The sequence below is a fragment of the Candidatus Aquicultor secundus genome (assembly GCF_002791875.1).
Classification (GTDB): domain Bacteria; phylum Actinomycetota; class Aquicultoria; order Aquicultorales; family Aquicultoraceae; genus Aquicultor_A; species Aquicultor_A secundus.
Genome location: NZ_PFNG01000120.1, coordinates 5,158 through 18,189, shown reverse-complemented (window position 1 = coordinate 18,189; position 13,032 = coordinate 5,158). Strand labels below are relative to the sequence as shown.

At 48.6% G+C, this 13,032-nt stretch carries 13 protein-coding genes; all 13 read right to left on the bottom strand.

What is annotated here, in order from left to right; translation table 11 throughout:
• Positions 1-1,285: tRNA lysidine(34) synthetase TilS (tilS, locus tag COY37_RS04885; RefSeq protein ID WP_286976488.1), on the bottom strand; the 1,285-nt coding region annotated here is incomplete at its 3' end.
• A gap of 233 nt (positions 1,286-1,518) precedes the next feature.
• Positions 1,519-2,688, bottom strand: a complete 1,170-nt coding sequence (locus COY37_RS04880; RefSeq protein ID WP_286678809.1) for an ABC transporter substrate-binding protein — start codon at positions 2,686-2,688, stop codon at positions 1,519-1,521.
• A 147-nt stretch (positions 2,689-2,835) separates the two neighbouring features.
• Positions 2,836-3,480, bottom strand: coding sequence for a LysE family translocator (locus COY37_RS04875; RefSeq protein ID WP_286678808.1), 645 nt, complete (start codon positions 3,478-3,480; stop codon positions 2,836-2,838).
• Positions 3,481-4,477: 997 nt separating this feature from the next.
• Positions 4,478-5,275, bottom strand: a complete 798-nt coding sequence (locus tag COY37_RS04870) for a hypothetical protein (RefSeq protein WP_286678732.1) — start codon at positions 5,273-5,275, stop codon at positions 4,478-4,480.
• Between the two features lie 278 nt (positions 5,276-5,553).
• On the bottom strand, positions 5,554-6,630 hold the full coding sequence (fliN, locus tag COY37_RS04865) for a flagellar motor switch protein FliN (RefSeq protein ID WP_286976484.1): 1,077 nt from the start codon (positions 6,628-6,630) through the stop codon (positions 5,554-5,556).
• An 11-nt stretch (positions 6,631-6,641) separates the two neighbouring features.
• On the bottom strand, positions 6,642-7,628 hold the full coding sequence (gene fliM / locus COY37_RS04860) for a flagellar motor switch protein FliM (RefSeq protein ID WP_286678729.1): 987 nt from the start codon (positions 7,626-7,628) through the stop codon (positions 6,642-6,644).
• Between the two features lie 32 nt (positions 7,629-7,660).
• The gene (locus COY37_RS04855; RefSeq protein ID WP_286678728.1) at positions 7,661-8,209 is read right to left on the bottom strand and encodes a flagellar basal body-associated FliL family protein; all 549 of its coding nucleotides are present in this window, start codon (positions 8,207-8,209) and stop codon (positions 7,661-7,663) included.
• A 117-nt stretch (positions 8,210-8,326) separates the two neighbouring features.
• Positions 8,327-8,563 (bottom strand): flagellar FlbD family protein, encoded by a 237-nt coding sequence (locus COY37_RS04850; protein WP_286678727.1) that lies wholly within the window; start codon positions 8,561-8,563, stop codon positions 8,327-8,329.
• A 153-nt stretch (positions 8,564-8,716) separates the two neighbouring features.
• Positions 8,717-9,970: a flagellar hook protein FlgE gene (locus COY37_RS04845; protein ID WP_286976480.1), complete on the bottom strand. Its 1,254-nt coding sequence runs from the start codon at positions 9,968-9,970 to the stop codon at positions 8,717-8,719.
• Between the two features lie 146 nt (positions 9,971-10,116).
• A complete protein-coding gene (locus COY37_RS04840) occupies positions 10,117-10,506 on the bottom strand; it encodes a TIGR02530 family flagellar biosynthesis protein (RefSeq protein WP_286678725.1) in 390 nt (129 codons plus the stop codon).
• Between the two features lie 112 nt (positions 10,507-10,618).
• Positions 10,619-11,068 (bottom strand): flagellar hook assembly protein FlgD, encoded by a 450-nt coding sequence (locus COY37_RS04835; RefSeq protein ID WP_286678724.1) that lies wholly within the window; start codon positions 11,066-11,068, stop codon positions 10,619-10,621.
• A gap of 12 nt (positions 11,069-11,080) precedes the next feature.
• Complete coding sequence (locus COY37_RS04830; RefSeq protein WP_286678723.1) at positions 11,081-12,808, bottom strand: flagellar hook-length control protein FliK; 1,728 nt, start codon at positions 12,806-12,808, stop codon at positions 11,081-11,083.
• Positions 12,809-12,831: 23 nt separating this feature from the next.
• The coding region (locus COY37_RS04825) for a magnesium transporter MgtE N-terminal domain-containing protein (RefSeq protein WP_286976475.1) at positions 12,832-13,032 on the bottom strand (201 nt) is incomplete at its 5' end.

Here is a 13,032-nt window from a genome sequence, read left to right as displayed (position 1 = left end):
CTATTGGCACCTTGTCTCGTTGTCTTCTCGGAACTTTCTCATCAACGAAGAAATCCTGCAATTTCTTCTCTCCCATCATACCAAACGGCACAAAAAAGTCTCCCGGTTTTCGGGTGCGAATTTCAAGCTCTTCAGGGAGCTTATCGGCATCCAGATGAGCTACATCCCCATCACCCTCGAATACTATATCGCCGGCATTATGATACTGCGTTTCTATCTCTATCCCCAGGGGCTCAACCGGCGTAATCCCCGGTACTATTAGCCTCACCGGTTTCAATGGAGGACCTTCAAACAGCTGTTTTCTTGCAAAAACCAAGTGCTCATATTCAGTAAATACGATAACACCCCCAGGCAGCTCGAGTTCAAAGCGCACAGGAACATTTTGTAACGCATCCAATATGGCCTCTACATGCTTGAACTCGATGCCACGTAGATCGGCTTTTGCCCACTTGATACATTTACGGATAAGACGTCGCTTAAGAGAGACCGGCTGTGCCTCAACCGCCTGTATCTGAATCCTAACAATCCCATCGCCAACCTCAGCCAGAAGGTCAAATACCCCATCGGTCAGCTCGCTTAAGTGGGATTGGTCCTCCCTGACTATCTCAATCGTCTTAAGGATTGACCCTTTAAACTGCGGGTTATAGCTTGCTAAAAGGGGTACGAGGTCAGAGCGCACTCTGTTTCGCAGAATCGATAGGTCCTCGTTGGAGGCATCGACTCGATAAGCAAGCTCATTGTCCCGGATATAGCCCAGAATATCCTCCTTGCTCACGTCGATAAACGGTCGTATATAGATGCCTCTTACCGGCTGCATCGCTGCCAGCCCTTCCAGGCCGGCCCCCCGTATCAAGCGCATCAGAAACGTTTCAACCTGATCATCCGCGTGATGAGCCAGGGCGATACGGTCAATCTTAAGCTCAACCGCAAGCCGATCCATGAGCCTATACCTGGCCTCACGAGCGGCTTCTTCCAATGACAATCTCTCCCGCTCCATCAGCGCCGGTACGTCGTAGCTTTCAAGCATCGCCGGTATATCGAGTCGGGCGGCAAGTGCGGCTACAAATTCGGCATCCTTATCAGCTTCTGCACCACGTATTTCGTGATTGAGATGAAAGATGCGAAGCCGAAGGTTATAGAGCGGCTCGATGTGTTTTAAGAAATAAAGCAACGCAACCGAATCCGGACCACCGGAGACCGCCACAAGCACACTATCACCCATGTCGAGCATATGGTACTTTTTAATTGTGGTTAGAACACGGTCGAAAAACCAGGCACCGATCAATTGCATCACCTAGACATAATAAAAAATGACCCTTTACGGGCCTTAGCTCAATCCTCAATCTTCATCTCAAGTATAGTCTCATTAACCTTATTTGCCAAGTTTTCTACTGCTGCGGACCTCGATCGACCCCATCGCATAGCAACGCCCGCGCTTAACTATGCCACGACAATTCCAAAAAAGTAGCCTGGCGATCACCAGGCTACGCTTAACACTATATCAGAGCCACATGCTGTTTACGGCTCAATTCTTTTTTCGAACGTCTGGCCATCAGCCAGCACTTTTAGGATAACCCCGCCCTTGATCGGATTCCTATCGGTATCAAAGGTATAAGTTCCGGCAGCACCCTTAAAATTCTTAATCGAGGTCAAAGCAGCCCTTATTTTTTCAGGATCCGCCGAGTCCGCCTTCTTCATCGCTTCAGCAACAAGCATAACCGCATCGTAACTCAACGCCGCTGAAGGACCGGGCTTGATCCCATAATCTCCATCATAGCTATCCACAAATTTTTGCGTTTGCGGGTTTGGGTCTTCCGGCGAGAAATGATCGGTGAGGTAACTGCCGACAGCCGCTTTCCCGGCAATCTTAACCAGCCGCTCCACGTTCCAGAAATCGGTGCCAAGATACGTAGTTTTAAATCCCATCTCCGCCGCTTTTTTCATAATCTGACCGGCTTTGTCTTCAAAATCCGGGAGCAATACCACATCCGGCTTTACCTTCTGCAACTCGCTCACCAGCAATGTGAAATCGGTTGTCTTGCTATCGTATGACTGAATAGTCTCGACTTTGCCGCCATATTTCGCGATTTCTTGCTTGAAATTGTTTATGAGTGTTTTTGCATCATTGTCGCCGCTGTTATATATTACGGCAGCCTTTTTCGCTTTAAGATCCCGCCCGGCGAAGCGTCCAAGTATGGTCCCCTGATACGTATCCACATAACAGGCCCTGAAAATATAATTGCCAATTTTTGTGATACTGGTTTCCGATGTGCGGATAGCGACCATCGGCACTCCTGCCCTGTTGGCGATAGGGGCCGCCAGTAGGGCTGATTCGGAGGTATAAGGCCCGATTATGGCGGATACCTTCTGCACCTCGGCATAGTTCAGGGCTATGCTTGCTGCAATTCTTCCATCCGAGGTGTCGTTACCCGGAATTACCTCCAGATTTTTGCCATTGACGCCGCCTTTGGCATTGATCTCATCGATCGCTAAATCGATGCCGTTTTTGCAGAGCGTGCCGTATTTCTCATAATCTCCCTTTAGCGGCAAAATCAGGCCTATCTTTATGGTTTGCTCAAAAGCACCTTGCGGGGGTACCGGCTTAGAGCAACCAGACAGAGAAAGCGCCAAAGAGATAATAATAAGAGAAATGACGATAAAAGAGAGAGAAAATAACCGTTTTGACACAATGCCTCCTAGCCAATCTAGCTTGATAAACGTATCTTACGAAGCCATATATGCATTCAACCGCAGGGTTAATTGCGTTTCGCCATAATAATACGCTGAGCAGTAATATAAGTCAAAGTTTAGGTTGATAAAGATAACCCCCTCTAACTAGAAAAAGGGCAGGTTAAAAATAAAAGTCGCCGCAAGTGCAACCAAGAATAGCCCGCAAACAAAGAGAGTGCCCCGATATATGCGATCGGTTACAAACCTCTTCCCGGTAACGATAATGTAGGCAACCGCGCCATACCAAAAGAAATCACCGAGGATATGCCCTAGATAAAACGAGGTCAGGCCGGGCCACCCGTGCTTTAATGAATCCAGGACAAGTTTTGCTCCGATCGTCGCCCACCATAATGTCCAGTAGGGATTTGAGACACTGGTTGCGATTCCTTGGGCGACCGGGCCGAGTCTGGCCTTGTCCTGGCCCGCTTCAAGAGTGAGTGAGACCCTCCCCCGATACGTATCCACAACCATACCGTAGCCCATCCAGAGTAAAAAGCTACCCCCAAGTATGCCTATGGCCCTAATGATGCTCGGGTTGTTAAGCAGCGCGGAAAGACCGAACGAAAAGCCGATAACCAGCAGTAGCTCAAGAATCGAATGCCCGACAATCAACAATAAAGCCGCTTTTTGGCCTTTTTTTACCGTTTCTCCAATGGTTACAGTAAGAAGCGGGCCGGGCATCATGGCTCCCGATAGCGCAACAGCTAACGCAGTCGAAAAAATGACGATGAGTTCCAGCTTTTCCTCCAAACCCTCTAATAGGTGAAAAACATAGCAGAAGCCACTATGAATGGCAAGTAAGCAAGTAACTAAGAAGTCTAAGACATTTACAAGAACAGAGAATTAAGAGGGCCCGCCAAATAAGGAGGTTTATGCTGCAGACACATCAAAAGTTAAAGTCGTATTGTTCGCGGATATATTTGAGATGTGCTTCCAACTAGGTTTGCACAAAAAAGAGTGCATGAAGAGCAGCGGCCTTTATCGTTTCTTCTACAACAGGGCACATCCTGTTCCTCCCAGCAATTCAATCCCTTCTTGTATGCGGCACAATTGTGGTAGTGGCTTGCCGGGCATTTCCGTAAATCGGAGCAGATGCTTTTCTTGCGCCCCTTAAGGCTGTATACGTTCACTTAACACCCCCAACCTAAAACACAGGTGGAAATAACATAACAAGTCTCCGTAATAATATACCACACAATGGTATATTTTACCAGCCCCAGCTAGCATATTTCTCCGGCCTATCGGTTAGCGATGTAATTAATAGTTTATATGGCAATCCCTTAGGTTATTTTAATTGCGGTAGGAATGGTAGAGACTGAGATTAGCAAACCCATGCAGAATACCCGTGTCTATATTCTCATCTTTAAGCCCTGCTCGATAATAACCGCAGCAACCGATATCAGAATTATGAAAAAGACGATAAAGATAATGATTGCAAGGTTTTTAATCTTGTGGTCCATAACACTTCCTGACATCCCCCAATGTCCCCCTGTGTGTACCTATGCTCCCTGTTCAATGACTATACTTACATGCACATTGAAATTTTTGTTACTTACTATTGTAAATAATCGCTTAGTACCTGTCAACGAATAAATCCCTATTATTACTGAAGCAAGTTCAGTATAAATACCGATAACCGCTACAGCGGGGAGTTTAAGAAGGTGCTTGCCACAAGGAGATTCTCGGGTCACACTCGGATACCTACTACTATGCAATAGCGCCAGTTCACCGGGTTGCGGTTGGTGTCTTAAAGCTCTCGGGCAATATCTAAAAGAACACCTATTTGCCCAATTTTTGGATCTTTCCCCTGGGCCTCAATCTCAACCGTTTCATTATCCTCGTACCACGCCAGGATAGAGAGGCCTTGGCCATCATAGCCATAATACGCCATACGCCCGTTTACCCAATAGAGCTGCTGACCACGCCGATATTTAAATCTGATCGAATAAAGCGCATCGGACGCTTTCTGCGTATCACCATGCTCTTTTATCGCGACAGTTACGGTTGTAACTTTGCTATCGGCGTCTGTCGGTTCATACACCCGGGATACTACATCTTTTGTCGACCTCTCTGAAACCAGTTTAAACCCCTCAATCGCCGAAGGCAGTGTGGTTTTAGCTGGTTCATCCGCACCGTTCTGGGGAAATTTGAGCTTGGGACGAGAGCCTGCGCCGGAACTGCCTTCAGCATTTTCATTACTTAGCTTCACGGCGTTCTCTCTGCTGATGCGGCCATGTTCTGGAGGTGGAGGGGTCCCCATGCCGGGATTGATACGCTGCTTGACCTCTGCAAGCTGATCCTTTGCATCCTTAAAAGAAGGGTTTGTTCTCACGATATCCGCCAGCTTTCTCTTGGCGCTCACCAGGTCGCCGCGATCCCGATCTTTTAGCGCCTCGGAATAAAGCGCCTCCGTTTTAAGCTCAGCAGCCACGTTGTTAAAGATGATAACCCCGAGAGTTATCGCCAGCACCAGCACGCCGGCAACCATAATCACCCTCGACGCGCTAAAAGAAAAATCATCCGACGTATGCTTCTCAGTACTCATGCCGAATTACCCAAAAATCACCAATTGACAACCATCGTTTATAAAGCCGCTGCAGCGGCTTATATCGATTTTAAAGCATGAAAGGCGTAATTAACAGTACTTTAAGATTCAACGGAGTGTCTAAAGAAAGGGGGAGGAAGAGCTCGGCAGCAGGACAAACCGGAAACCCTGAAGGAGAGCTTTTAGATGAGAGTCTGAGCCCTTCCTCATTTTAAGGTATCGGCATTTCCTGCAAGAACTATATAACTTTTCTCCAGTCCAACGCGAAGACCGGGCGACTAAAGGTTTTCAAGCCTGGCCCTTGGGCTTAAAATCTCGGTTATCCTTATGCCGAAGTTATCATCGATAACAACCACTTCGCCCCTGGCAATCGTCTTACCGTTAACCAAAAACTCAACCGGCTCGGATGCCAGCTTGTCCAGCTCGATTACAGAACCTTTGGCAAGCCGCAGTATCTCTTCAATTGTCATCTGTGTTTTACCCAGCTCAATTGCGGCATCCAGCGTCACGTCAAGCAAGAGCGAGATGTTGCTGTTGCCCGCGACAGCAACATCTCCCCCGCTTAGGGAGTCAAATTTCGCAGGCTGCATGTCACGTACCTGGGGCGGCGCTTCGATCTCAATTCCGGGTGCGCTGATTACCGCATCCGAACCAAGACCCTCCTCGGGGATATCGGCAAGATCGACTCCTCCAATATCGTCCTCATCAATAGCCGGAACAGCGTTTTCCATAACCGGTTGCTCGTTCAAGAGAAGATCGATTATCTGGTTGCTAAGACCGAGCGGCAGCAAGAAGCCTGCGTTTACGGAGCTGTCCAGCAGCGTCAATGCCGCTACTACGTTTAACAATTGTCCTTCCGGATACAAGAATCCAATGCTCTTAAAACCCGACTCATCCTGCAACACAACCGTATCGATTACCGCACAGTCTATAGTATGGCCCATGCTATTCGCAAAGTTGGTCATGGCTTCAGAAACCGCAGTGTTCACTATCTCTCTTAAGCCCTCAAGGATCACCTCATCATCGGCCCCTATTTCCTTGGCCTCGTCCGGAATCGCAAGATCGAACACCTTAGGAAGTCCATCACCGCTGATATAAAGAAAAAACTGTCCCTCTAACGCCGACGCACTACTAAGCTGGATGAGCAAGATGGGGGCCGTCAGGAACTTTCCGATATCGCTAAACCCGATCACATCAACCGTGGAGGGGTCCATTCCCACATCAGAGCCAAGCTTCTCGCTTAAGGATTTCGCCAAGGATGCGGTGATCAGATCACAAATTTCGCCGATGGCGCTTTTTTCTATATCCGAAAGTTCTACATCGGGTTTCTCTATCTCTTGTTTTTTACGTGGCATATAGCGGCTCCTTAATCAGCTACCCTGGTAGTTTTAACTGCCAATCGTTTTCCAATAACTCCCGGCTGGGCGTAGAACTTTATTCTTCCGTTAACCAAAACCCTCACATCATGGTTGGCCGGCGTATCCAGCTGAATAGAATCACCGGGTTTAAGTTGAAGTAGATCATTAATGCTTATCTTTGTTCGTCCCAGTTCGATTGAAACCGGGAGTTTAACTTTGCTGATATTTCCTCTGATCCTGCTGTTTTCGGCTTTTTCGCCGTCTTTGTTCTCAAACTTCGCAGAAAACCAGACTTGCCTAGAAAGCTTAGGCATTACGCTCTCAAGTGTCAAATACGGCAGGCAAACACTCATCGCACCGGTCGCCTCTCCTATCCTTACTTCAAGCGTCGCGGTAGCAACAATCTCGTTCGGTGGCACAACCTGTAAAAGCTGGGGGTTTGTCTCCAGGGATTTAATGGAAGGCTCTACGTCATGTATCTCCGACCAGGCCATTCTGAAGGCCATGAGGATTCTTTCAGAGACCTTACGGATAATAACCGTTTCGATCTCGGTCAGGTCGCGAACCTTTGTCGGCTGGTCACCCATGCCCCCCAAAAGCCGGTCAAGGATAAGAAAGGTAAGCTCAGGGCTTATCTCAAGAACCGCGCTTCCCGGCAGGTCTTTCATTTTAAAAGTGATCAGGGAACTTGGAGTCGGCAATGATTCGACGTATTCTTCAAATGATTGCTGCTCGACCGATGCCAAACTGAAGTTGATGCTCTGCCGCACATAAACAAAAAGAGCTGTCTTAAGATGGCGTGAGAAGCCTTCATAAATCAGCTCCATCGTGCTTAAGTGACTTTTTGAAAACTTATCGGGGTGGCGGAAATTATAAAGCCGGACATGCTTTGAATCAGTTGAGGAACCCAGGGGTTCTTCTTCCAGGGGCTCCATCCCGCTCGCTGATGAAGATAATAGTGCGTTTATTTCTTCTTGGGTAAGCGTCCCGGCCATATCTGACTCCTGCTGTATCTATGGTAAGAATACTATTGCATAATGAATGTAGTAAAGTAGACACGTTCAATTTTACCATAGGCAAGCAAGGAGTCTACCGACTTTTTAATCTCGACTTTAAGCTTTTCTCTCCCAGGCCCATCGGCAATGGCACCGGACGATTTAGAGGAGAGAATCGATATAATCACATCGTTGATTTGCGGTTTTCGGTCTTTAAGCTCGGTTTCCAGCTCGGCATTCTCACTATCGATCTCAAAGGCGATAGCCGCCTGTAAATAATTCTGGCCACCGGCAAGGTTAACAGTAAACGGGTCGAGGGTTATAAACTTGCCTACTTTTTGCTTTTTAGCTTCCTTGACGCGGCTTTCCTGCTTTGTCGCTGTATTGCCTTGGGCTACTTTGGTTATGACAAGCGCTGTGCCGATCGAGAGTACGGCTACCAGAATAACCAAAGCAGGTATCTTTAAAGGTCCTAATTTAGTTATCAAGCCTGATAGTTTTATGCGTTTCTTTTTTGGCGGTTCGGGTTTCTGCTGTTGCTCCTCGGGAACCGCGGTTACTTCAGTTACGGCTTGCTCCATCTCAACATCACCTTGTAAACAAACTAGTTTTCATTACCAATAGTTGTATCGCTTTGTTCAAGGTTGACTGGTAGGATGATTACTGCGAAGGTTATAAAAATCTTACTGTGGAGATTTCTATGATGCGCACTCCTCGGTGCGATAACGTTCGTTCTCATATACTATGAGCCTTGGGCCTCCGGCTTTTTCGTAGTGTTTAACCACTAGCTCGATGATCTCTTCCGGTGTCTCTTTAACGATAAATCTCTTATTGGTTATGAGGGTAACCACAGTATCAGGGTTTGCCTCTACGACCTCTATTAAATTTGCGTTGATTGTAAGTTCGCTTCCGTCAAAACGCGTCAGCTTTATCACAAGTTACTCCTCAATGGCATAGCTCTTCCATAAAAAACAAAATGGTTTTGAGCTTACAGATATTTTTATCGGCAAAAAGCACCGCCTACCTTAGGATAATTAGAAAGGGTGCACACAAGGCGCACCCTCTATGAACAGCTATAAATCTGCTAACTACCTCTTAAGGTTTACAAGCTCCTGGAGCATCTCATCAGAAGTCGTAATGATCCTCGAGTTGGCCTGGAAACCACGCTGCGTAATGATCATGTTGGTAAACTCTCGGGAGAGGTCTACGTTAGCCATCTCGAGTGAACCCGCTACCAACGTACCGTTCGCACCGGTTGCCGGGGCTCCGTACTGAAGCTCGCCCGAGTTGTTGGACCGCTTGAACATGGTCGAGCCGGATTTCATAAGACCCGCCGGATTTCCGAACTGGGCAAGCGCGATTCGTGCGAGCTGCTTGTTCATACCGTTGGTAAACGTACCGGTGATAACACCGTCGACGCCGACCGAGAAGTTCTCCAAAACACCCATTGGAAAACCGTCCTGGTAACTTGCCTTAATATCGGGCTTGTCCGTCGCAAACTGGATCGTCTTAGTAAAGTCCAGATTAACATCGAACGCACCAGCGCCGCCTGTCGGAGTGATGTTGAGTGTGTTGATGGTTGAACCGGCAATATCAATCGAGCCATCCGGGTTAAATGAGAGCGTCCCGGTATTACCTGCAAGACCTGCAAGCGCCTCTCCGCCTGCAGCGGCTATCGAGTAATCCCATGTATTTGCGGCGGACTTGGTGAACGAGAACGTCAAGTGGTGCCCGGTACCCTGTGAATCGTATACCGTCGCATCCGAGGTCGCGATATCGTCCACTAAAGCGCTAGCGTTGAGATCGCCGGTAAACGTAACATTCTCAGTTGCCTTTGCAACCATCATCTGCCCTATCGGCACGCTTATATGGGTTGGGGTCATACTGGTATCGATCTCATCCGGTTTGAGTGTGTTGTTATTTGCCAACCAGCCCATTACATAGTAACCGGTGGAAGGGTCGACCAGGTCTTTCTTAAGGTTGATATCGAACGCGCCAACCCTTGTATATACTTTGCCCTGGCCGGTGTCGAGGGCGAAGAAACCATCGCCCTGGATTGCAACATCGGTGGACTTTCCGGTTGATTCGAGTGATCCCTGGGTCATCAGGGTATCGATTGAGCGGACCATCATGCCAAGACCGGCCTGCTGTGGGTTGGAGCCACCGAGCCCTTCCGAGGGGGCGCTGGCCGAGCGGACCAACTCGTAAACCATATCTTGAAACGTTACACGATTCGCCTTAAAGCCGACGGTATTGACGTTAGCGATATTGTTACCGATAACGTCCATTCTGACCTGGTGATTTCTAAGACCTGAAACTGCACTAAACATTGAGCGCATCATAGCGCATCTACCTCCCTAGGTATCCATAGTTGCTTTTAATGTTCTTTGCCCCATGGTGAACTGGCCTCACACAAGTCGCCTCTGTCATTCGGCAACCGATGAACTTCCTCAGAGAGGTCCAGTTCAATAGTTATTTTTTAGTTTGTTTACATGATCACTGCGCTGTCGATGTTCGTAAAAACGTTCTCTTTGATGTTTTTCTCGTCGACCGCTGTGATCACGGTTCTGTTTTTTATGCTCACCACGAGGGCTACGTTATCGACAAGCACGAGCGATTCGCGTGCTCCCTTGCTTGCCGCCTTGTCCACACCGGAGTGAACCCGGTTAAGTTGTGACTCGGTAAGTTTGATATTTCGCGCCTCAAGCCTCGCTTGCGCGTGTGCCGAGAACTTTAGATCTTTCCCTCCTATCTCATTAGCCAGGACGTCCTTAAACGATGGACCGGATGGCTGCTTAGATTTAGGTTGGGTTTGCTTTATCTTGGTGCTCTCGACGGGCATTATGGGGTTTGTCGGCACGAATATCTTATCCGTCATTTCTTCCTCCTTCCTCGTTGACTCTCATTGCTATCCCTTAGTATTATTAATAGTACTTCTATCGGTACTATCGGTATTAGTACTATCGGCTTTTTGTTAAAAGCCCTGCATATTATGAGTAAATCCTTGCTATATCGCTCAGTTTCACTTCGGTGCTTCCCACCATGAGGATGGGCTCGCCTTTGACGAACTTCACTTCTTTGACTGCACCTGAGACCTTCGCCACGTCCGCATTACCGTCGCCGTCCTTGTCCTCACCTGTCAAAGTAAGTCCATCGACCTGCTTTCCGATCAGGTTGCTTGACTGGGTCAATTGCGACCACTTGAGCATTTGGTCGAACTTATCGTTTAAGTTCTGCATCTGCTCGAGGGCATTGAACTGGGCAAGCTGCGCGATATAGTCGGTGTCCTTCGCCGGCTCCAGCGGGTCCTGATAGCGCATCTGGGTAACAAGCAACTGCAAGAAGCTATCTTTTCCTAGCGCTTCTCCTTGCTTCACCGGTTGCTTCGTAGTACTTGTCGCATCCGCCTGCTGTGCAGAGTAAATTGCGTTTACCGCCATCTAAATCACCTCCTATGCTAAGAAATTAACTACCTTTTGTCCGTACCCGTTAAGGGTAACCGAGGGCCTTGCGCGCTCGATTTCCCCGATGGGCTCCTGATAGCGCTCTCCCATGAAACTCGCACCTTTGAACCGGGCGAACCCGTGGTTATGGTTGTTCTGCCGGTGGCCGACCGAAACATCAAACCCTTTTACATTAAATCCCTGGTCTTCAAGAGACTGCTTGAGACTTGAGAGGTTCGATTCCAGTATCTGCTTGACTTGATGCGACGGAGCATCAAGCGCCGCCTTCACGGCTCCGTTCTCCATTACCAGGTGGATCTTAAGTTCTCCCAGGTACTTTGGCTTGAGTTGTATCTTCGCCTCGCTCCTACCTTCGGTCATCAAGATGTCAAATTTCTCGACAACTTGCTTGAGCAAGTTGTCGGGGTTAACTGCCGCCTGTTGGGTTGCTGCATGCCCGGTGGCGGTTGTTGCGGTAGCCTGGCTCACCTCGTTGGCAAAAGCCGATTTGCTGTCTGCCCCAACTGTGTATGATGGGGTTGAGCTGCTTGTGCCGGGGTCCGTCATGCTTTGATTACCGCTTTGCGAATCCGCAAGAGCGGCCTCTGTATCCGCTGCTACTTTGACCGCGGTTACCTTAACCGTTCCGTGCGCAACATCATGACCTTGTAGGGTAGTTTTATTAGTGGTTGCGGCCTGGTCCGTAGTTTGTTGCGCACTCATAGCCTCTGCCAGGATATCTGCGGGTTTGACAGCCGACGGAGCCTGGTATTTCCCTTGCGCCACGGTATCTTTTGTCTGGCTATTAATCTGGCCGGCTTTCGCTTCGTCCCCTTTCTGATTGAGGATCGGGACTGTGTCTGCATCCGTGATATCGCTTGTGCCCTGGTTGTCCGGTATCCCGATAAGGGATGGATCTATCGCTGATACAACTGCGCCTGTCGCTGCGCTATCGCCCCCCTTAGAACCGCCCATACCAACCGCTGGTTGGACGGACGTGATATGAAACTTGGCCATAAGTTTCTCGCTGAGAAGACCAGTTATGTTTGTTGCTGTATTGGCTGCAGTATCGCTTGCTTGTGATCCTTCGTCAGCGGATAGAGTTTGTTCTGTCAATCCGATTAGCTTCGCGACCAGCATGTACTGTATTTTGGCCGTTTCTTGACTTGAAGGTTGCTTGCCGCCGTTGTGCTCAAACAGGCGTATCTTAAGTTTGAGTGTCTCGGGAAGGTCATCGACCAAGTCGGCCAGCTTTCCATTAAGCTTGCCGTCCGTAAGCGACTGCTTAACATTAGCAAAGAGCTTTATCAGCATGTTCTTGGCATCGCCAGTATCCTGATCTGCCTGATCCGAAGCAAGGCTACCAATAATGTCATTGAGCAACGGCACGAGCTCATCGGTTTTAATATCGGCTTTGGCACCCTCAAGAAGCTGGGCGACCAGATTAAGAAGCTTCTGGCCTAACTGCGCGAACGAATCTGCTTTCCCGTCCGTCAGTACCGGTGCGATGTTCTGGATGTTGTTAGCACCGGTTCCTTGTAATGCGAGCAGCTGCTGCAATAAAGAACCTGAAGTTGAATCAATCGATTGGGTTGGATTTGAGAGCTGGCCCAGTAAGTCGCTTAACACATCGTTGAAACGAGTTGCTCCAAGTGCGTCCGTAAGACCGCCGGCCTGCGCTGGGGTATCGGGCTGAGCAAGGGCGATTCCGGCAATTGGAAGTTCAGCTATATTCATATGTTCACCTCCTTTCATGAGTATTACTGGGCCGTTTGAAGGCCTAGCTTTCTACTCAGAGCGGCGGCGCGTCCTACATCCATTGCAGCTAAAACCTCGGCGGCGTTTGCCTCTTTCATCCCGCCTAGGATGCTTGTAGCTTCGCTATCCGACAACTTGGCAATAATCTTTGCGGCCTGGTCGGAATCCATGTTTTCATAGATTTTAACCAGCCTTTGCAGCTT

Coding starts and splice junctions, on each gene's coding strand:
- fliN (WP_286976484.1), bottom strand. CDS start 6,630: ATGCCACGTAAAAAACAAGAGATAGAGAAACCCGATGTAGAACTTTCG.
- COY37_RS04830 (WP_286678723.1), bottom strand. CDS start 12,808: ATGAATATAGCTGAACTTCCAATTGCCGGAATCGCCCTTGCTCAGCCC.
- COY37_RS04840 (WP_286678725.1), bottom strand. CDS start 10,506: ATGACGGATAAGATATTCGTGCCGACAAACCCCATAATGCCCGTCGAG.
- COY37_RS04845 (WP_286976480.1), bottom strand. CDS start 9,970: ATGATGCGCTCAATGTTTAGTGCAGTTTCAGGTCTTAGAAATCACCAG.
- COY37_RS04870 (WP_286678732.1), bottom strand. CDS start 5,275: ATGAGTACTGAGAAGCATACGTCGGATGATTTTTCTTTTAGCGCGTCG.
- COY37_RS04855 (WP_286678728.1), bottom strand. CDS start 8,209: ATGGAGCAAGCCGTAACTGAAGTAACCGCGGTTCCCGAGGAGCAACAG.
- fliM (WP_286678729.1), bottom strand. CDS start 7,628: ATGGCCGGGACGCTTACCCAAGAAGAAATAAACGCACTATTATCTTCA.
- COY37_RS04835 (WP_286678724.1), bottom strand. CDS start 11,068: ATGGCGGTAAACGCAATTTACTCTGCACAGCAGGCGGATGCGACAAGT.